This window comes from Pantoea sp. X-Soil-ISGK-275, from assembly GCF_059730795.1.
In genome coordinates, this window is the sequence record NZ_AP035976.1 from 1,946,183 (window position 1) to 1,966,942 (window position 20,760).

A 20,760-nucleotide genomic window follows, 5' to 3' on the forward strand; every position below is an offset into this window, starting at 1 on the left:
AGGATTATAAAAACATCTTGCGCAACAGCGCCAGCGATTTGCGCAAACAGGAAAACGGATGCTGAATTAATCAGCATCCGTCGCATTTCAGAACGATTTTAATGCAGCGATGAGACGATCCAGCCCATCATCCAGCTTGCTGCGTGGGCAACCGGCGTTGAGACGCAGATAACCGCGGCTGGCTGCACCGTAAGTCGAACCGGGCATGATTGCCACTTTGTGTTGATGAATCAGACGCTGTTGCAGCGCCTGTTCGTCAATACCAAGCGGATTGAGATCGATCCACGCCAGGTAAGTGGCGGCGGGCGGCTGCCAGTTAAGCTGCGGAAACGCCGTGTTCATCCGTTCTGCAATGTGCTGCATATTGCCACGTAAGTGGGTACGCAGTGCATCCAGCCACGGCGCGCCATCGCGATACGCGGCGATGGTGGCGGCAAGCGCCATGACTGCCGGCGAGGATAAACCATCCTGCTGCTTCAGCGCGTGGAACCATGCCTGACGATCGCGCTCATCTGGAATGATGCCCCACGCGCCGGTCAGCGCCGGAATGTTGAAGCTCTTGGAAGCCGAGGTGAACAGCGCCCAATCGGACTGCGCAACCTGGTTCCACGGCGTATGCCGCGCATCACTTAGCACCATATCCATATGGATTTCATCGCTGATCACCTTCACGCCATACTTTTCACACAGCGCGGCCATCTGGCGCAGCTCCTCTTCGCGCCACACTTTGCCGGTAGGATTGTGCGGACTGCACAGCAGCATCACTTTACAGCGCGGACGCGCCAGCAAAGTTTCCAGCTGCGCCATGTCGCACAGCCATTCACTTCCGTGGCGCTGCAGCGGCTGCTCCAGTACGCGACGCTGATTGCTGTTGATGGTGTGGTAAAACGCATCGTAAGCAGGCGTGTGGATCAGCACTTCATCGTCCGGCTGCGTCCAGTGGCGCAACAGCTGCGCCACCATGTAAATCACCGACGGACCATAAATCAGCGATTCTGCCGCGACGTCAGTAGCGAAACGGCTGCGCATCCAGTGTTGAATGGCAGACAGAAAATCATCATGCTGCCAGCGGCTGTAACCAAATACCCCGTGCGTGAGGCGCTGTTGCAGCGCCTCGATGATGCAAGGCGCGGTGGCGAAATCCATGTCGGAGATAGTGAAGGGCAGCAAGTCCGCCACGCCAAACCGATCGGCCACGAAATCCCACTGCGTACACCAGCTGCCGTGGCGATCCACCACCTGATTGAAATCAAAACCTTGCATCATTACACCGTCGCGCTCATCAGATGTGCCATCTCATCTTTGACCGACTGCACCTGCGGGCCCATTACCACTTGCAGATTGGTGGCATTAACATGCACCACGCCAATCGCACCGTTGGCTTTCAGTGTTGCATCGTCCACCTTGCTCATATCGACCACGGTAATACGCAGACGCGTCAGGCAGTTATCCAGTGAAGCGATGTTTTCCACGCCGCCCAGCGCCGACAGAATCGCTGGCGTGTTGAAGCCGGATTTACCGACAGCCGCGCGATTAACCTGCTGCTCCACGCTGTTGCTTTCCACTTCGCGACCTGGCGTTTTGATATTGAAGTGGCTGATGGCAAAACGGAAGATGACGTAATAAGACACAAACCACACCGCAGCAATCACCGGCACCCAATACCATTTGGTGGAAAGGCCGTGCAGCACGCCGAAGACGAAGAAGTCGATCACGTTGCCGTCGGTATTACCGATAGTTACTCCCAGCATCGCCATCACGGTGAAGCCCAAACCGGTCAGCAGTGCGTGGATCAGATACAGCACCGGTGCGACAAACAGGAACAGGAATTCCAGCGGTTCTGTGGTGCCGCCCACCACACAAGCCACCACGCCGGAAATCAGCAGGCCTTTAATTTTATGACGGTTTTCCGGACGGGCGCAGTGATACATCGCCAATGCTGCACCCGGCAAACCACCGAGGAAGGCCGGCATTTTACCCTGCGACAGGAAGCGCGTGGCGCTCTCGGCAAAGCCGTGTGTATCCGCACAGGCCAGCTGCGCCTGGAAGATGGTTAACGCACCGCTGACACTTTTACCGCACACATCCATGGTGCCGCCCGCATCGGTAAAGCGGATGATCGCCACCAGAATGTGCTGCAAACCAAACGGCAAAAGCAGACGTTCGCCGGTACCAAAAATCATCGGACCAAATTCACCGGCGCTGTTGATCACCCAGCCAAGACCGGTAATCGCACGGGCGAAGAATGGCCAGATATGCGGAACCACCAAGCCCAGCACGCCCATCGCCATCGCGGTGACGATCGGCACAAAGCGCGTGCCACCAAAAAACGCCAGCGCATCCGGCAGGCGAATGTTGTGGAAACGCTCATGCAGCCAGAACACCACGATACCCACAATCACCGCGCCGAGAATACCGGTGTCGATGGACTGAATGCCGAGGATATTTTGTACGTTATTAGCTTTCAGCACCGCCGCATCGGCGGTTGGCAGAATGCCATTGATGTTAAGCCAGAAGTTGATGCTCAGGTTCAGCACCGCATAGCCAACAAAACCGGCAAACGCTGCCACGCCTTTGTTCTCGCGCGCCATACCGAGCGGAATGGCAATGGCAAACATCACCGGCAGATAGCTAAAGGCAAAGGAACCGATCTTCGCCAGCCAGATAAACAGATATTGCAGGAAAGGCTGATCGAGCGCGGGAATGAGCGTGAGCACATCGCGACTGCTGAGCGAACTGCCGATGCCGAGCAGGATACCGCAGAACGAAAGCAGTGCGACAGGCAACATAAAGGTTTTGCCCAGACTTTGGAAAAACTCCCAAAGTGACATTTTGGGACGACTGGCGGACATAGATTCTCCTGGCAATAAAAGTGAAAGGCTTCAATGTGGTCAAGGATGATAAAACGTTTTATCACTTATTTTTGTGGCTATAATCACAAAGAGTGACTAATTGCAGACTTTATTTTTGGTGCAATCAGTGTAACGTTTTACCTCTTTGAATTTGGACGTTGGTAACGGAAGGCTATGTCCCAGCAGAAAACCACTATTCATGATGTGGCGTTGGTCGCCGGGGTGTCGGTCTCTACCGTGTCGTTGGTGCTCTCCGGCAAAGGGCGCATTTCGCCCGCTACGGCCACACGTGTCAATCAGGCGATTGAGCAGCTTGGCTACGTGCGTAATCGTTCGGCCTCAATCTTGCGCGGCGGCGAAAGCGGCGTGATCGGCTTGATCGTGCGCGATCTCAGCCAGCCATTTTATGCCGCGATGACGGCCGGACTCAGCGAAGTGCTGGAGCAGCAGGGCAAAGTGCTGGTGCTGACACAAAGCGGTCAGCACGGCCAACATCTTAAACGCTGCTTTGACACGCTGGTGGCGCAGGGCGCGGAAGGGATTGTGCTCGGCGGCGCGGTGGCGCAGGCGGAAACGCTGGTGCCGCAGGCGCAGGAACAGAACATCGCCTTAGTCTGTGCCTCGCGCGCCAGCAGCCTGGATAACGTTGACTCATTGCGTCCCGATAATAGTCAGGCGGCGCGCATGGCGACGGAGTATCTGATTCGTCAGGGCCATCAGCGCATCGCCTGGATGGGCGGTTTGGGATCGTCTCTGACGCGCGCCGAGCGGATTGGCGGCTACTGCGCCACTTTATTGCAATACGGTTTGCCGTTTCGATCCGACTGGATTATTGAGTGTGACGATCGCCAACAAAGCGTGTCGGCATTAACGCTGCAATTGTTGCGTCAGCATCCGGGTATTACCGCGATTCTGGCGCATAACGGCAGCACCGCGCTCGGTTGCTATTTTGGTGCGTTACGCTGTGGGCGAACCTTTGGTGAAGGCGCAGTCGATAGCTACTACACGCAGCAACTGGCGCTGGTGGGCTTCAATGACGATCCGCAGCGGGAGTTGCACGATCCCACCATGACCTTTGTCAGCAGCGAAGCGCGTGATGTAGGAAGAAGGGCGGCGGAACGGATGTTGCAGCGACTGGCGCAGCCGGAAGCGGAGATTCAAAGTTTGATTGTGCCGCCGCAGCTGATGCGCGGGGAAGTTTAGGGCGGCCAGTTGGCCGCCCCACTAATTACTCTGGCATACCTTCGCTGGTTGGTGCGCCCAGCATATAGCGTGACAGGAACTGTTCCAGCGTCATCTTGTCGCCGTTCATGGTGACCTGACCGTTGCCGTATTGCAGGCTGGTGACGATGTTGTCATCCTGCTGCTGCGTCAGGCGGAACATCTGGCCCATCGCCGCTAAACCTTTCACCTGCTGATCCGCCAGCTTCTGCGCATCATCACCCTGATAACCTTCCGCCAAACCGACATGACGCATGGTTTCTGTCGCCATCGGCATATTGATCGCCAGCTTGCCGTCGAGGGTTTTCAGCACGCGATCCACTGCGGCACCCAAACTCTGCGCTTCGCCGGTGACGGTGGCCGGATCGTTAAAGCCGACGTTCAGATTAAAGGTGCTTTCACCTTTGTCATTTTTCCAGCTCAACGGTGCGATGCTCAGCGTTGGCGAGCCTTTCAGCAGCGTTGGCAGGTTATTACGCAGGATGGTTTGCACGCTGGCCTGATAGCGAATCGGATCCTCCGCCACGCCCGGCTGATTCAAGAGATCCTGCATCTGCGCATTGTAAGTATCCGAGAAGGCTTTCACCGCTTGCGCATCGAACTGGGCAAACTTCATCGCCAGCTTAGCTTCACCAAATGGCTGTTTCTGCAGGGTGATCTTGTCAACGTTGACGTCCAGCTGCCCGCCAATCTTGCCCTCTTTATTGTCGAAGGAAGAGGTGGTTTTCAGCTTCTCCAGTGACAAACCTTCCTGACCGTTGATGCTGGCATCGAGTTTATCCAGGGAGATCGACTGATCGCCAACGCGCACGCCTTCCGGGCTGAGGTGGGTATCGCCGCTCAGCTTCAGGCCATTGAGCGTGAACAGCACTGGCTGTTCCACCTGATTTTTGCTGGTGACCGCGATGCTGGAGAAGTCGCCGTCGAGGCTGACTTTGTCGCCTTTATTGTCGGCGCTGATGTTCAGCGTGCCGCCGTTGGTGGCCAGACGATCGCCGGTCTGCGGATTGTTGTAATCCACCGCCAGCAGGTTGAGATCGGTATCGGTTGCACCGCTGTAACCAACGCGGGTATCAGCATTAACCAACGACTTGCCGTTGGTCAGTTCAAACAGTTTCTTCACCGCATCGGTGTTTTCCAGCTCGGTATGCACTGACGCCATGCTTGGGATCAGGCTGCCGCGCTTCAACTGGGCGAACGGGAAAGGACCGTGATCGATAGTCTCGTTCAGCACGATGCTTTGACCTGGCTTCAACAGCGGGTTGTCATTGGTTTGCGAGCTGGCTTGCACCACCAACTTGGTTTTGCTGCTGAACACACCGCGCTGATAATCCTGATAGCTCAGCGTCAGTCGGCTGTTCGGTGCGTAAGCATTCAGCTGCGCATTGGCATTCTGCAACATCTGATCCATGTGGCTTTCCAGTTGTTTACCGGTAAACCATGCAGCACCAGTCCAAATCACGCCGAGCGCCACAATTACACCTACGGCAACCTGGGTCTTTTTCATCGCTGTGTCGTCCTTATCCTTGCGTCCGCACGCCGCTGGTCGGTGCGCGACGGGTGAAGAAAAACGCCCGCAGGCGTTTTAAATTAATAGTTTGAAAGAATAGCAGTTAATGCTGGCAGCGTCACCGGAACTCAGCTGAGCGTATTAAACACGCGCGCCAGACGACCGGTGCCTGCCACGTTGACTGGCGACTCATTGGCAGCGACAAAGCAGGATTCACCTGGCTTTAGCACCAGCTGTTGACCGGACTTCTCAATCACCGCCTGGCCTTCTATGCAGAACAGCAGGGCAGCGCTGTTTTGTGCCAGCGCTTGCGGTGCAGCGGAAAGCCCATGAATGGCAAAGGCAAAATCTTCTACCGGAATCGGGAAGTTCAGGGTTTCGCCGTCGCGCTGCGGCTGCGTCAGCAGCGTCGCGGCCGGTTTTGCCTGGAACTTCAGGTTAGCCAGCAGTTCCGGGATATCGATAAACTTCGGCGTCAAACCGGCGCGCAGCACGTTATCGGAGTTCGCCATCACTTCCAGCGCCACGCCTTTCAGGTAGGCGTGCGGCGTTTCGGCAAACAGGAACATCGCTTCGCCCGGCTGCAGGGTGATCACATTGAGCAGCAGCGGCGAAAACAGCCCGCTGTCGTCTGGATAATCGCTGGCGATGGATTTGATCGTCTGCCACGGTTCGCCTTCACGCGCGTTGAGCGCCGATTTCAGTACGCCGATGGCGCGCGATTTGGCCTCATCTTGCAGCGACAGCAGCGTGGCGAACAGTTTTGCCAGGTTGGCTTCGTCAGCATTTTCCAGGAAGTGGGCGATTTGCGGATGCGCACCGGCCACCGGTTCCAGCAGCGAAACAATTTCATGCAGCTCGCGGAAACCGTTCATCGCCTGGAATGGCGTCAGCGCATACACTAATTCGGGTTTGTGATTGGCATCTTTATAGTTACGTTCAGCGGCGCTGAGTGGAATGCCAGCAGCATTTTCACGCGCAAAACCCTCTTCAGCAGCGGCTTTGCTCGGGTGTACCTGAATCGACAGCGGCTGATCGGCGCACAGCACTTTAAACAGGAACGGCAGCTCGCCGAAACGTTCCGCCACCGCATTGCCTAGCGTGGCGACCTTGTCGGCATCAATCACTTCGCGCAGCGAACGCGCTTCACCGTTGACCTCAACGGTCGAAGGGCTTTTCGGGTGTGCGCCCATCCACAGCTCCGCCATCGGCAAACCTTGAGGATTTTCGATGCCGTAGAGTTCTGTCAGCGCAGTTTTGCTGCCCCAGGCGTAATTTTGCAGCGAATTGTTCAATTTTTGCATCGTTTACCCTTAATAACCGTAAGTAAATAGGCTTATTAAAGCAGAAAGTGCCATAGAAAATACACGAACAAGTGCAATAAAGGCGATAGGCTCGCATAATGTTAAATTCTTGTATGTGACAATCTTGCTCGCTCAACGGCGTCGCGGGAAGGCGTTTAGAGCGGAAACCTCAAAATCTGAGCTAAGGAGACGTAGTCATGGCAGCCAATCGCATTGAAAAAGACTCAATGGGACCGATCGAAGTACCGGCAGATAAGTTGTGGGGCGCACAAACCCAGCGTTCGCTGGAACATTTCAAAATCTCAACCGAGAAAATGCCAGTGGCATTGGTGCATGCGCTGGCGCTGACCAAGCGTGCGGCGGCGCAGGTGAACCAGGGTCTCGGCTTGCTTCCTGCCGATCGCGCTCAGGCGATTCTTAAAGCCGCCGACGAAGTGCTGGCAGATAAACACAGCGATGAGTTTCCGCTGGCGATCTGGCAGACCGGCTCCGGCACCCAGACCAACATGAACATGAACGAAGTGCTGGCCAACCGCGCCAGTGAAATTCTTGGCGGCGAGCGTGGCATGTCGCGTCTGGTACACCCCAATGACGACGTGAATAAAAGCCAAAGCTCCAACGATGTGTTCCCCACCGCCATGCACGTGGCCGCGGTCATCGCCGTGCGGGAGCAGCTGATTCCGCAGATTCACGTGTTGAAAAAGACGCTGAGTGAGAAGTCCGACGCCTTCAAAGATATCGTCAAGATTGGTCGTACCCACTTGCAGGATGCGACCCCGTTGACGCTCGGCCAGGAGATCTCCGGCTGGGTGGCGATGCTCGAGCACAATCTCAAGCACATCGAAAACAGTATTCCGCACGTGGCGGAGCTGGCGCTGGGCGGCACCGCCGTTGGTACCGGCCTGAATACCCATCCTGAATACGCGGTACGTGTGGCGAAAGCGCTGGCCGATTTGACCAAACAGCCGTTTGTTACCGCGCCGAACAAGTTTGAAGCGCTGGCGACCTGCGATGCGCTGGTCCACGCACACGGAGCGCTGAAAGGTTTGGCAGCTTCGCTGATGAAAATTGCCAACGACGTACGCTGGCTGGCTTCCGGCCCGCGTTGCGGCATCGGCGAACTGGCGATCCCGGAAAACGAACCTGGCAGCTCAATTATGCCGGGCAAAGTGAACCCGACGCAGTGCGAAGCGCTGACCATGCTGTGTTGCCAGGTGATGGGCAATGACGTGGCGGTGAACATTGGCGGCGCGTCCGGCAATTTTGAGCTCAACGTGTTCCGTCCAATGGTGATCCACAACTTCCTGCAATCGGTGCGTCTGCTGGCCGACGGTATGGACAGCTTCAATCACCACTGCGCGATTGGCATTGAGCCGGTACGCGAGCGTATCGATCAGTTGCTGAACGAATCGCTGATGTTGGTCACCGCGCTGAATACCCATATCGGTTACGACAAAGCGGCGGAAATCGCCAAAAAAGCGCATAAAGAGGGCCTGACGCTGAAAGGCTCGGCGCTGAAGCTCGGCTATCTGACCGAAGAGCAGTTCGATGAGTGGGTACGTCCGGAAGAGATGGTTGGCAGCATGAAGCAATAGCGGTTGAAAAAGCTAAGGCCGTTCAAATGAACGGCCTTTTTCGTTTACAACTGCCCGCTATACAGCACTGGACCGGTTGGCTGGCCCGTTGGCGAGCCGCCGCGCGGTTCAAGACTGATAGCGATCACGCCTGAGCGAGAAATCGTGCTATTTAACGCAACATCTGTTGCCTTCTGGTTATCCAATAAACCCAGCGAAATCGGCGCTTTACCCGGCGGAATCAGCCACAGCTGCAAACTGGTGTTATCGGCGATGGCCACCGGATGTAACGGCGTCAGGCTCAGCTGCGCCAGTTTGCTGTCCGCGCTGACCACCCATTGCTGTTGATGCTGAGCATCGTTCAGTACCGTCAACGGCGTTAACGTTGGTGGCTGCAGGAAAAGTGAGGCGAGCAGGGCGATTGCCGCGAAACTGGCGGCCGCCAGCCAGCCCGCATAATGACGTTTGGCTCGAATCGCGCGTTGCTCGGGCAAGCTCAACGTAATCTTCTTCCACACCTTTTCCGGCGGCGTGACCGGCGCAAGCTGATTATCAAGGCCCGCCAGCAGGGTTTGCCAGCGTGCGACGTTAGCCGCGAGTTCAGGCTCGTTACGCAGCCGGCGCTCGAAGCGTAAACGCGCCAGCTCGCTTAAAGTGCCCAGCGCATACTCGGCCGCTAAGGCATCATCGCGTTGTACGTTTTCGTTCATAGGCCCACACACTCCCGCAGATGCTCCAGCGCGCGGCGAATCCAGCTTTTAACCGAGCCAACCGGCTGTTGTAGCCAGGCGGCAATATCACTGTGGGACATCCCCTGATAATAGGCGAGCGTGATGCTTTGCTGCTGTTCGCTGCTCAGATGACCAATGCAGTGTCGCAGGCGATCGGCTTGCGCCGGATCGTGCCAGGTATTCTGTTCGTCTTCCGCCGTTATCTGCAGCAGATCGTCAAACTCTTCTGTATTGAGCGTCATGCGCGCTTGTCCGCTGCGTAACCCGTCAATGCAGCGATTGCGCACAATGTGCGTCATCCATGTCATCGGCGCGCTAAGGGCGGCATCGTAGGCGTTGGCGCGGTTCCAGATAGTGAGATAGCAATCGTGCAGCACCTCTTCCGCCCAGCCTTGCTGGCGTAACATACGCAGGGTGAGGGCGAAAAGATGTGGCGAAGTCAGTCGATAGAGTTGTTCAAACGCGCGGCGATCGCCCTGTGCGATCGCCGGCAATAACGTCACTAATTGTTCTGTTAGCCTATTATCCATCATCTTCCCGGTTGGCTAAAATGCCCAACCCGAGTATAGGCAATTACTTAGGCATTAAGACGGTATCAATCACATCAATCACACCATTTTTCTGATTGACGTCATAAGTACTGATATTCGCCACATTGCCTTGACCATCTTTCAGCTGAATATTGTGCGGGCCATTATTCATAATCCACAACGGTTGGCCATTGACGGTTTTCAGCTCGGCATGACCGCCACCTTGCTTGATTTTCATCTCCAGCGCTTTCATGTCGTATTTGCCCGCCACCACATGATAAGTCAGGATGCTGGTCAACTTCGCTTTGTTCTCCGGTTTCACCAGGCTTTCAACGGTGCCCGCTGGCAATTTGGCGAAGGCCGCATTGGTTGGCGCGAAGACGGTAAACGGACCTTTACCTTCGAGGGTTTCCACCAAGCCCGCCGCTTTGACGGCAGCAACCAGCGTGGTGTGATCTTTGGAGTTCAGCGCGTTTTCAACGATGTTTTTTTGTGGATACATCGCTGCTCCGCCTACCATCACGGAGCCATTATCCATCGCGGCGAATGCGCCTGCGGTGAACAGTAAAGTGCTGGATACGACTGCAATGCCCATTAGCTTTTTCATCATAAATCCTCGTAGTAGGGAGCGAAGAAGTTGCTCACACTCTGATATACGAGGACAGGTGATGAATTGGATGCAGTGATTTTGAAATTTATTTTTAAACCTGCCGATCGCTCCATAAATGCAGGCGCGGAATGATCAGATGCAGCGGCTCGGCCAGCGGTTTGTGGCGATAAGCCACGTGATCGGCGTCGTAGTTCAGCAGCTCACCCAAAATCGGTACCTGGGTGCGATCGCGGCACAGCACCAGCAGCGGAGAAGGGCAGGCAAGTTGCACCTGCTTCTTTTCGCTGGCGCGCCACACGCGGGCAATAGGCTGCACTTTTACCGGACGCTTGATTTTAAGCTTCGCACCCGCCGGTAACGCGAGGATCGCTTCCAGCTCCAATTGCACTTTTTCCGCCCACTGCTCGCGCGTCCACGGCGCCTGAGCGCGATTGGCCTTCAGGCTGCGCTCCAGCTGTTCGACCACCTGATCACGGGTAACGTTCTTGATGATATTTTTATTCGCCCAGCCGAAGCGCAAACTATCCGGTGAGTTAAGCAGCGTCACGCTGCGGTAAGCGTTAAGGGTAATTAACCCGCGCAGATGCTGGTGGACAAACTCAAAACGCGCCTCGCTCGGCAAACCCGATTCCACGGTTATCAGCTGTTCCAGCCGCTGCTTCAGGGTATTTATCTCCGCAACCTGCTGCGTAATCTGTTCATGCACATCGCCGTCGGCTTCGATGCAAATCGCGCCCGGCAAGCGCACGGCGGCTTTGGTGCTGAGTTTTTCCGATTGATGCTGCATAAACAGGCGGCAATAGTGCGCCAGCGCCATATCGCGTGCCGTTTTGCCAAGATGCTGCGTCACCGCGATGCGTTCAATTTCATCATGTTCGCGGCCTTTTTCGATTTCCGGCAGGCTAAACACGCGCGCAATCAGCAGCGGTTGCTGCTCAATCTGATGACGCAACGCGGCTAAACCTGCTTCCAGCGCGTTGACGCAGTCGTGCAGGTCGGCAACCAAATCATAACGAGCCATAAATGGCCTCCATAGTTACAACATACTTTCAGTGTACTGGCTTAGGCGCTGGTCTGCCAGCGCCGCGCAAGGATTTTGTTAAGCAGCCAACGGCGGGATTTTTCCAGCGGGATGAACGTGTTATAACAATACTTTGCCTGCTAATGGATAATTGTTGTGAAGCCTCAGCCAAAGCCACCTGCCGCCGCCATCGTTACGCTTGGATTAGTGCAAATCCTGTCATGGGGCGGATCCTTCTATCTTATGGCGGTGATGGCCAATCCCATCGTGGCGGAAACCGGTTGGTCGCAACAATGGGTGTATGGCGCGCTATCGCTCGGCATGCTGATTTCCGGTTTGCTGGCACCGCTGAGCGGGCGACTGATTTCCCGCACTTATGGCCGAGCATTGCTGGCGGCGAGCGGGGCGGTGATGGCGATCGGTCTGGTGATTATGGGATTGAGTCATAACCTGCCGCTGTTTCTGTTTGCCTGGCTGATTATCGGCATGGGTATGGCGATGGGCCTGTACGATGCGCTGTTTGCCACGCTCGGTACGCTGTACGGCGGCCAGGCGCGCGGTGCGATTACCGGCATCACGCTGATCTCCGGCTTCTGTACCACCTTAGTGTGGCCGGGCACTGCGCTGTTGATTCACTGGCTGGATTGGCGTGGCGCCTGTTTTGCTATCGCCGGATTGTTATGTGTTTCAGTGTTGCCCGCGTATCTTTACGCGCTTCCCGCGCCAGAAGGGAAAATCGCCGCCGCGAAAGCAAAGCCCACCGCGCAGGGCGACGAACTGGCGCCAACGCTGTTTTGGCTGCTGTGCAGCATCTTCACTCTCGCATCGGTGATCATGACGGCCATTTCGGTGCAGCTGATCACCTTGCTGCAGGCCAGCGGGCACACGCTGGCGTCGGCGCTGGCCATCAGCGCGATTCTCGGCCCGTGTCAGGTCGGATCACGCATCGTGGATATCGCCTTTAAGCGCGGTCATCCAATCTGGACCACCTTTTTCTCGGTGGGATTAGTGGCGCTCGGCTTGCTGCTGCTGGCGTGTTATCCGCAGTTTGCGGTGCTCAGCATGGTGCTGTACGGTGCCGGAAATGGTTTGCGCGCCATTGTGCGGGGAACTTTACCGCTGGTGATGGTCAAACCAGAGGCTTACGCGATTGTGGTCGGGCGCATGGCGCGTCCCGCCTTGATCGGTCAGGCATTGACGCCGCTGGTTGGCGGCTATGTGTTTCAGCACCTCGGAGCCAGCGCCACGCTGTGGTTGTTATGCGTTCTGGCGTTGATTAACGTGCTGTTGGTGGTGCTTTTGCAGCAGAAGTTGCCGCAGGCCAGCCCACAGTCGGATAGGGGAGTGATAAACTAAGCAGCCTGTGCGCTTCTGCCCGATTAAATGGGGAATACGTGCCTGGATCACGGACGTTGACTTCTAAAAAGCAACAGTGTTTGTTATATTTATTGCTCATTGATTACTCACTGTCGCGGCATAAAAACAACAAGATAACCGCAACTCAGGATACAGAAATGCTTGATTACCGCTTCCCGACAGCTTTGCAGATGGTTTTGAGCGTAGCGATGGCGGAGCAACTGGGTAAACGCTCGACCAGTGCCATTTTGGCGTATGGTCTTGAAGCGAACCCCAGTTTCATTCGGAAACTTATGGTTCCGCTCACGCGTGACGGCATCATCGTCTCAACGCTTGGCCGCACCGGCTCGATTCATTTGGGTCGCCCGGCCGCTGAGATCACGCTGCGCGACATTTATACGTCTGTGATTGAAGATAAAAAACTCTGGGCATCGCGCCCTGATGTGGCACCGCGCTGTTTGGTCAGCGCCAACCTGTGTTGGTATTTCAAATCGATTGCGGAAGAGGCTGAAGAAGCGTCGCTGAAAGTGCTGGAAACCCGCACCGTCGCGGACGCGCTGGCTGAGCTGAAGCATAACGACACCAGCAACTGCGAAGAGCTGCCCGACCTCGAACTCGCCGACCTGTGTAAGAAAGGTCGCTAAAACCACACCCCGTAAGGTCGCCATTCATGGCGTAATGCTCGTCAGTTAAGACTTAATCATGCCGGAACGCATAGCGTTTCGGCTTCTTTTTCACCGCTCGCGGATAATGTCTCGTCCGCCGGGTTGGCAGCACGAAGCTTCCCGCCATCGCCATTATTTCATCTATTATTCTCGGGATTTTTCCCGGCGCTACCGCAGGCAGGAGTCTCAGTTGACCTGTCAGGTACAGTGCCGCCTGCTTAAACCCCAGCTGATAAGGCTCCACGTTTTTCAGGCTATAGGCCATCTGCGCCATCATAAAACGCAGCAGGTTATACGCCAGCGCAACGCCCCATAACTCCTGCTTCACCAGTTCCGGTGTTTTGCTTCTCAGTGTGAGCTCGTTGTTCAACAGATGCTGCTTCATCTCCCGGAAGCCATGTTCTATTTCCCAGCGATGTCCATAAAGATCAACGATATCCCCTCCCGGATATCGCAATGGATCGCACATTGACGTCAGGATTTTCACCACTCTCCCGTTAACCTTTTTGCTTATCAGTCGCGCCGTCAGCGTTTCCGGCACATCTTTCCATTTTTTACGCGCCTGCCACGACAGGTCCAGTTCTATCAGCTCGCTGCCTGAGCCCTGTTTTTGCAGAACACGGTATTTTGCATCGTTGCGCAGAGGTAGCATCCAGTGTCTTTCCACCCCCGAGGTCTGCCAGTAATGCAGGAAGCCGGGCGCATAGAAGCCTTTATCCAGGATCGTTAGCGAGTGATCCGGCGTCTGTCCCACCAGTTGTGCCGCAAGATCAACCTCGCTGGTTTCGGTCACGCTGCCAAAGCTCACGCCCGATAAGAGATGGCTTGTCAGCTCCATCTGGCAGACCATGCGCAGCTGAGGCCAGTCAGACTGACTGTGTGCATTTGCCGTCCGCCCAAAGGCCTTATCGTTTTCCGGCGTATCGGGGGCCCGCCACAGCGTGCCGTCGACCGCCAGCAGTGTCAGGCCGTTCCAGTGTGACAGCGGTGTTTTATCAAACCAGAGCTGGCGTGACTTTTCAAAGACCCGGCGGACCACGTCTTCTCCGAGCCGCTGACGCGCCTGCACAACCGCGCTGGTCGCGACGAATGGGCGCTTGCCCGGCAAAACGATATCCAGATGAGAAACAATCTGGTTCATGGAAAGCGAGCGGAACAGGGCCATGCCGGTAACGGCCCAGACCATCATCTCCATTGGAAGACGGCGTTTTCGCACGGTCACGATACCAGTATCAGCCAGGCATTCGTCGATGAGTTCAGGCGAGAGCAGATCGGAGAGCGCGGAGAACTCTTTGGGCGTAAAGTTAAGAACGGCATCGAGAGCCTGACTGAGTAACATAAAAAATCCGTAATTCCTGTGAGATTACGGATTTTTGCAGAACTGGAGGATCGTTCAACCGATCATTTCGGGCTTAACTGATCGGCATTACGCCATTCATGGCGACCTTTTTTATTGCCTCGAAATCCAGCCAGTATATTCCGGCCATATTGGCGTAATGAGCTAAATCGGTCGCCATGAATGGCGACCCTACGATTGTATGACGAGGATCCCGTAGGCTGCGCACCCATAAAAAATCCGGGCACTTGGCCCGGATTGTTCATTTCACCTAAAACCCTTACACCATTTGCACTTCACCCTGCGGCTGCTTGCGCGTCACCAGCTTACGCAGCGTCACATAAAACACCGGCGTCAGGAACAAACCAAACAGTGTCACGCCCAGCATGCCGGAGAACACGGTAATTCCGGTAACGCCGCGCACTTCCGCGCCTGCACCTTCGCCAAGAATCAGCGGAATGGTACCGGCGATAAAGGCTATCGAGGTCATAACGATCGGACGCAAACGCAGACGACAGGCTTCCAGCGCCGCATCGACAATGCTCTTGCCCTGCATCTCCAGCTCGCGCGCAAACTCAACGATAAGAATCGCGTTCTTACACGCCAGCCCCATCAGCACCACCAGCCCAACCTGCACAAACACGTTGTTATCGCCACCGGTCAGCCACACGCCGACCAGCGCAGAGAGCATGGTCACCGGCACAATCAGGATTACCGCCAGCGGTAGCGTCCAGCTTTCATACAGCGCCGCCAGCACCAGGAACGCCAGTAAAACGGCGACCGGGAAGACGATCAGCGCGGTATTACCCTGCGTTGATTGCTGATAACTCAGGTCAGTCCATTCAATGTTCATGCCGTTCGGCAGCACCTGCGTCGACATCTCTTCCAGTTTCTGCATTGCCTGCGCCGAAGAGAGCACGCGCGGATCGGCATCACCAATCAGGTCCGCTGCCGGATAACCGTTATAGCGAATCACCGGATCCGGGCCGTAAGTCGTAGTGATATTGACCATGCTGCCAATCGGCACCATTTCACCGCGATCGTTACGGGTACGCAGATTACCGATATCCTGCACGCTATCGCGGAAATCGCCGTCCGCCTGCGCCATCACGCGCCAGGTACGGCCAAACTTATTGAAATCGTTAACATACGACGATCCCAGATAGGTTTGCAGCGTACTGAACAGTTCGGTCAGCGACACGCCTTGCGCTTTGGCTTTATCACGATCCACCTGCACATCCAGCTGCGGCACGTTGGCCTGGTAGGATGAAATCGGGAACATCATACCCGGCGTCTGTAACACCGCACCCGTCATGGTATTGATGGCGGTTTGCAGCGCACCGTAACCGAGGCCCGCGCGATCCTGCACATACAGTGAATAACCCGAACCTTGTCCCAGACCCAAAATCGGCGGCGGCATAATCGAGAAGCCAAAGCCTTGCTGGATTTTGGCGATTTTGGCGTTGATCTCGGCATTGATCTCCGCCGCACTGCGCTTACGCTCGTTGAACGGTTTCAGGCCAAAGAACACCGTGCCGGTATTCGGCGTGTTGGTGAACTGCAACGCATTCAGACCGGGGAAGGCGACGGAATAGGCCACGCCTTCGGTGTTCATGCCGATTTCGCTCATCTTGCGAATCACTTCATCGGTACGCGCCAGCGACGAACCTTCCGGCATCTTCACGCCGCCAATCAGATAGAGCTTATCCTGCGTTGGAATAAAGCCGCCCGGCACGGTATGGAACATAAAGCCCGCACCAGCCAGCAGCAGCACGTACACGCCGAACACCGCGCCACGACGACGCAAGGTTTTACCTACCAACGATTCATAGCCATCCGAACTGCGCTGGAAGAAGCGGTTAAACGGACGGAACAGCCAGCCGAGCAGGCGATCGATGATGCGCGTCGGCATATCCTTCGCGGCATCATGTGGCTTCAGCAGCAGCGCTGCCAGCGCCGGTGACAGCGTCAGCGAGTTGATGGCGGAGATCACCGTTGAAATGGCAATCGTCACCGCAAACTGCTTATAGAACTGACCGGTCACGCCCGACAGGAACGCCATCGGCACGAACACCGCACACAGCACCAGCGCGATGGCGATAATCGGCCCGGACACTTCACGCATCGCCTGATGCGCCGCCGCCGTTGGCGACAAGCCTTGCTCGATATTACGTTCGACGTTCTCCACCACCACGATGGCGTCATCCACCACGATACCGATCGCCAACACCAGCCCGAACAAACTCAGGGTATTGAGCGAGAAGCCGAGCAGATAGAGGATGCTGAAGGTACCGACCACCGAAACCGGCACCGCCAGCAGCGGGATGATCGACGCGCGCCAGGTTTGCAGGAACAGAATCACCACCAGCACCACCAGCACAATCGCTTCGAACAGCGTTTGCACCACGGCACGGATCGAATCACGCACGAATACCGTTGGGTCGTAAGGGGCGGCCCACTGCACATCGTCCGGGAAGCGGGTTGCCAGTTCGGCCATTTTGTCGCGCACCGCATTCGACAGATCGATGGCGTTGGCGCCCGGCGCCTGGAAGATACCGATGCCGACCGCATCTTTGTTGTTCAGCTGCGAACGCAACGCGTAGCTGCCGGAACCCATCTCGATGCGCGCCACGTCACGCAGGCGCACCAGCGTGCCGTCGTCGGCGGTTTTCAGGATGATATTGCCGAACTGCTCTTCGCTCTCCAGACGACCTTGAGTGTTGATCGACAGCAGGAAATCGCTCTGTTTCTTCAGCGGCTCTGCGCCAAGCTGACCGGCAGAAACCTGCACGTTCTGCTCCTGCATCGCGCTGACCACATCGGAGGCGGTCAAGCCACGCGCCGCCACCTTATTGGGATCGAGCCAAACGCGCATCGCGTATTCGCCGGCCCCGAAGATCTGAATCTGACCCACGCCCGGCAGGCGCGCCAGTTCATCTTTTACCTTCAAGGTGGCGTAGTTACGCAGATAGAGCGAATCATACTTGCCGTGCGGCGAGAACATATGCACCACCAGCGTCAGCGTCGGTGACATCTTCTGCGTGGTGAGGCCGAGTTGTCGCACCTCTTCCGGCAGACGCGCTTCGGCCTGCGCCACGCGGTTCTGCACCTGAACCTGTGCCTGATCCGGATCGGTGCCGGGACGGAAGGTCACGGTGGTGACCAGCACGCCATCAGAACCGGCCACGGATTTCATGTACATCATGTTTTCTACCCCGTTGATGGCTTCTTCCAGCGGCGTCGCCACGGAATCTGCAATCACTTTGGGGTTGGCGCCGGGATATTCTGCGCGCACCTGCACGCTTGGCGGCACCACGTTGGGATATTCACTGATCGGCAGCAGCGGAATGGCGATCAATCCGGTGGTAAAGATCAAAATCGACAGCACCGCGGCGAAAATCGGTCGGTCGATAAAAAAGCGGGAGAAATCCATAAAAGGCAGTCTCGAAGGTTATTGAGCGGAGCGCATCGCCACCGGTTGGGCGGTCACCGGCATGCCAGGCATAAAGACTTTCTGCAAGCCGTTAACGATCACCTTGTCGCCGGGCTTCAGGCCTTGCTGCACAATGCGCAAGCCATCGGCTAAATCACCGGCCTGAATATCACGGCGCTGGGCTTTACCCTGGGCATCGACCACGTAAACATATTTACGATCCTGATCGGTGAGCACGGCTTTATCGTCGATGAGCAGCGCGGTGAAGTCGGCGCTGCCCGGCAGGCGCACGCGCGCAAACAGGCCCGGCGTGAACTGACGCTGCTGATTATCCAGCGAGGCGCGCATGCGGATGGTGCCGGTGCTGGCGGTCAGCTGGTTATCGAGGAAATCCACGGTGCCGTGATGCGGAAAACCCTCTTCGCCGGTCAACGCCACTTCCACCGGCAGCGATCCGCGATTTTCGCCTTTACGCGCCATCGCCTGATAATGCAGATAGGTGGCTTCATCGACATCGAAGTAGACGTACATACGATCCTGCGACACCAACGTGGTCAGCACGCTGGCGCTGTCACCGGCGGTCACTAAGTTGCCAGTGGTGATCATCGCGCGGCTGGCGCGACCTTCAATCGGCGCGGTAACGCGGGTGAAATCGAGGTTCAGCTGCGCCATATCCACCGCCGCTTGCGCAGAAAGCACATTGGCCTGCGCCTGATTGGCCGCCGAGCGACGCTGTTCCCACTCTTCACGTGACACCACATTGGTGCCGATCAGTTTATCGGTACGTGCCGATTCACTGCGGGCCAGCTTGGCCTGGCTGCGTGCGTTGGCGAGTTCGGCTTGCGCCTGCTCGAGCGTGGCGCGATAGGTACGATCGTCAATGGTGAACAGCACCTGACCTTTTTTCACCTCGTCGCCTTCGCGATAATTGACCTGATCGATATAGCCGGAAACGCGCGGCCGCAGCTGCACGCTCTGCACCGCTTCGAAACGGCCATTAAAGCTATCCCATTGGCTGACTTTCTGCTCTACCACCTGCGCGACACTTACTTCGGGCGGCGGCGGTGGGGCGTTTTGCGCCACCCCGCGATCGCAACCGGCCAGCAGGCTTCCCAGCAACATCACTCCTGACAGGCTTACCGCCCATTGAACCCTATATGTTTGCAGATGCATTGTTGTTATTCCGCATTGGTGAAAATGAAAGGAGACGTACGAAAAATCTGCAACTTTTATGATTGCATTAAAACGCCACGAGTGTAGGCTTGCTCAAACTGCATCTGCAAGAATATCTGATACACTTTATGTGCGGTTTTGATCATTACGTTGCAGAAGGATCAAAGCCCCTACGCGCAGTGCGGCATTTAATGCAATAATAAAACTTGCATTAACTGGCATAGTCGTTCAACCTTAAAGTGTAATTGCAACTGATACTGATACTGATACTGTTCGCAACGGCGACCGGAGAAAACGAGATGATGACCACCGCATTTATTCACGATTTGATCGACTGGATTGACAACAATATTGAAACGCGTCTGGATCTGGATACCGTAGCGGGGCGCGCCGGTTATTCGAAATGGCACCTGCAACGTATGTTCAAAGAGCACACGGGTTTGCCTCTGGGCGAATACATTCGTGAGAAGAAGCTGAAGAAGTCAGCGGATCGCTTGACGACCAGCAATGAACCGATTCTTAACGTGGCGATTTCACTCGGTTTCGACTCGCAGCAGTCGTTTAACCGCAGCTTCAAACGCCAGTATGGCGTCGCGCCGGGAGCATGGCGTCGTCACGCCGCGCCATCCGCCAGCGCAATGCAGTAAACCCCGCCAGGGCCAGCTTTGCTGGCCCGCGTTTTTCCCTGCCTTAAATCTGTTATTATCGTCGTCCTGTTTTTCAGGATGCCACCATGTCAAAAAAACTCTGGATTGCCTTAATTCTGGTCCTCGCCGCGCTGTGGCTCGGGCTAAAACCGCGTTTGTCCGATAAATGGTCCGCCAGCCATCCCGATATTTCACAGCTCACCGATGCCAACACCGTGGCGCGTTGGCTGCAGCAGCATCACACATTACCCGATCTCTATCTCACCAAAAATGAAGCGCGTCGTCAGGGCTGGAATCCCAGCAAGGGCAACTTGTGTGAAGTACTGCCGGGTCGCGCCATTGGTGGCGATCGCTTTAGCAATCGCGAAAGAAGGTTGCCGATGCAGGCGGGCAGGCAATGGTATGAAGCGGACGTCAACTACGATTGCGGCCACCGCGATGCCGATCGTCTGCTTTACTCATCCGATGGGCTGATTTTCCTCACCACCGATCACTATCGCAGCTTCAAACAGGTGCCTTAACCATGTTGACGCTCCATTTTGACTTTGAAAGCTTGTCGGATCGCCAGGCGTTTTACCGCGCGCTGGTGCAGCAAAGTGCCTGCCCAGTGGATTTCGGTAACAATCTTGATGCGCTGTGGGATTGGCTGACCGGCGGCATGGCGCTGCCGGCGACCTTCTATTTAGCGCATGCCGATGACGCCAGCGAGAGTGCTGAATTCGCGCCGGTGCTGGCGTTACTTGAGGAGGCGCAGCAGCAGTTAGACGGCGAGCTGCGCCTGGTGCGTGGCGAGTAAA

At 56.2% G+C, this 20,760-nt stretch carries 18 protein-coding genes; 7 read left to right on the forward strand and 11 right to left on the reverse strand.

Translation table 11 applies throughout. The features are described 5' to 3' along the window. Positions 1-87 precede the first annotated feature (87 nt). Positions 88-1,266, reverse strand: coding sequence for a MalY/PatB family protein (locus AC6I8A_RS09105; protein WP_479486987.1), 1,179 nt, complete (start codon positions 1,264-1,266; stop codon positions 88-90). Next, entirely contained in the window at positions 1,266-2,852 is a 1,587-nt protein-coding gene (gene malX, locus AC6I8A_RS09110) for a maltose/glucose-specific PTS transporter subunit IIBC (RefSeq protein WP_497818334.1), read from the reverse strand. The genes AC6I8A_RS09105 and malX overlap by 1 nt, the downstream gene beginning before the upstream one ends. A 174-nt stretch (positions 2,853-3,026) precedes the next feature. Here malX and malI point away from each other — a divergent pair, with 174 nt between their 5' ends. Then, positions 3,027-4,055 (forward strand): Mal regulon transcriptional regulator MalI, encoded by a 1,029-nt coding sequence (gene malI / locus AC6I8A_RS09115; RefSeq protein WP_061720146.1) that lies wholly within the window; start codon positions 3,027-3,029, stop codon positions 4,053-4,055. 25 nt (positions 4,056-4,080) lie between these two features. Here the strand turns inward: malI and AC6I8A_RS09120 are convergent, their stop codons facing one another. Next, positions 4,081-5,580, reverse strand: coding sequence for a YdgA family protein (locus AC6I8A_RS09120; RefSeq protein WP_497818335.1), 1,500 nt, complete (start codon positions 5,578-5,580; stop codon positions 4,081-4,083). A gap of 131 nt (positions 5,581-5,711) precedes the next feature. Next, the gene (gene manA / locus AC6I8A_RS09125; protein WP_497818336.1) at positions 5,712-6,887 is read right to left on the reverse strand and encodes a mannose-6-phosphate isomerase; all 1,176 of its coding nucleotides are present in this window, start codon (positions 6,885-6,887) and stop codon (positions 5,712-5,714) included. Between the two features lie 197 nt (positions 6,888-7,084). Between manA and fumC the strand changes: the two genes are divergently transcribed. Further along, positions 7,085-8,482 carry a class II fumarate hydratase gene (gene fumC, locus AC6I8A_RS09130; protein ID WP_497818337.1) on the forward strand — a complete coding sequence of 466 codons (1,398 nt, stop codon included), beginning with the start codon at positions 7,085-7,087 and terminating at the stop codon, positions 8,480-8,482. Positions 8,483-8,526: 44 nt separating this feature from the next. Here the strand turns inward: fumC and AC6I8A_RS09135 are convergent, their stop codons facing one another. From AC6I8A_RS09135 to tus, 4 genes are all read right to left on the reverse strand, one after another. Next, positions 8,527-9,171, reverse strand: coding sequence for an anti-sigma factor (locus AC6I8A_RS09135; protein ID WP_479486990.1), 645 nt, complete (start codon positions 9,169-9,171; stop codon positions 8,527-8,529). Continuing rightward, a complete protein-coding gene (locus tag AC6I8A_RS09140; RefSeq protein WP_008110146.1) occupies positions 9,168-9,722 on the reverse strand; it encodes a sigma-70 family RNA polymerase sigma factor in 555 nt (184 codons plus the stop codon). Before AC6I8A_RS09140 ends, AC6I8A_RS09135 begins: the two co-directional genes overlap by 4 nt. A gap of 43 nt (positions 9,723-9,765) precedes the next feature. Then, complete coding sequence (locus tag AC6I8A_RS09145; RefSeq protein ID WP_222210489.1) at positions 9,766-10,329, reverse strand: fasciclin domain-containing protein; 564 nt, start codon at positions 10,327-10,329, stop codon at positions 9,766-9,768. A gap of 94 nt (positions 10,330-10,423) precedes the next feature. Then, entirely contained in the window at positions 10,424-11,353 is a 930-nt protein-coding gene (gene tus, locus AC6I8A_RS09150) for a DNA replication terminus site-binding protein (RefSeq protein WP_497818338.1), read from the reverse strand. Positions 11,354-11,509: 156 nt separating this feature from the next. On the opposite strand from tus, the gene AC6I8A_RS09155 reads away from it, so the two are divergent. Continuing rightward, entirely contained in the window at positions 11,510-12,709 is a 1,200-nt protein-coding gene (locus AC6I8A_RS09155; RefSeq protein ID WP_497818339.1) for an MFS transporter, read from the forward strand. A gap of 158 nt (positions 12,710-12,867) precedes the next feature. Then, entirely contained in the window at positions 12,868-13,353 is a 486-nt protein-coding gene (locus AC6I8A_RS09160) for an RrF2 family transcriptional regulator (RefSeq protein WP_008110154.1), read from the forward strand. 52 nt (positions 13,354-13,405) lie between these two features. Here the strand turns inward: AC6I8A_RS09160 and AC6I8A_RS09165 are convergent, their stop codons facing one another. From AC6I8A_RS09165 to AC6I8A_RS09175, 3 genes are all read right to left on the reverse strand, one after another. Then, positions 13,406-14,713 carry an IS4 family transposase gene (locus tag AC6I8A_RS09165; RefSeq protein ID WP_265303508.1) on the reverse strand — a complete coding sequence of 436 codons (1,308 nt, stop codon included), beginning with the start codon at positions 14,711-14,713 and terminating at the stop codon, positions 13,406-13,408. A gap of 277 nt (positions 14,714-14,990) precedes the next feature. Then, the gene (oqxB, locus tag AC6I8A_RS09170; RefSeq protein ID WP_436333043.1) at positions 14,991-18,143 is read right to left on the reverse strand and encodes a multidrug efflux RND transporter permease subunit OqxB; all 3,153 of its coding nucleotides are present in this window, start codon (positions 18,141-18,143) and stop codon (positions 14,991-14,993) included. Positions 18,144-18,161: 18 nt separating this feature from the next. After that, a complete protein-coding gene (locus tag AC6I8A_RS09175) occupies positions 18,162-19,316 on the reverse strand; it encodes an efflux RND transporter periplasmic adaptor subunit (RefSeq protein ID WP_497818340.1) in 1,155 nt (384 codons plus the stop codon). Between the two features lie 299 nt (positions 19,317-19,615). On the opposite strand from AC6I8A_RS09175, the gene AC6I8A_RS09180 reads away from it, so the two are divergent. The 3 genes from AC6I8A_RS09180 (at position 19,616) to AC6I8A_RS09190 (ending at position 20,759) form a co-directional block, all read left to right on the forward strand. After that, the gene (locus tag AC6I8A_RS09180; RefSeq protein WP_008110158.1) at positions 19,616-19,963 is read left to right on the forward strand and encodes a helix-turn-helix domain-containing protein; all 348 of its coding nucleotides are present in this window, start codon (positions 19,616-19,618) and stop codon (positions 19,961-19,963) included. Between the two features lie 86 nt (positions 19,964-20,049). After that, positions 20,050-20,484 (forward strand): ribonuclease domain-containing protein, encoded by a 435-nt coding sequence (locus AC6I8A_RS09185; RefSeq protein WP_256696369.1) that lies wholly within the window; start codon positions 20,050-20,052, stop codon positions 20,482-20,484. A 2-nt stretch (positions 20,485-20,486) separates the two neighbouring features. Then, complete coding sequence (locus AC6I8A_RS09190) at positions 20,487-20,759, forward strand: barstar family protein (RefSeq protein ID WP_265296859.1); 273 nt, start codon at positions 20,487-20,489, stop codon at positions 20,757-20,759. Position 20,760 lies beyond the last annotated feature (1 nt).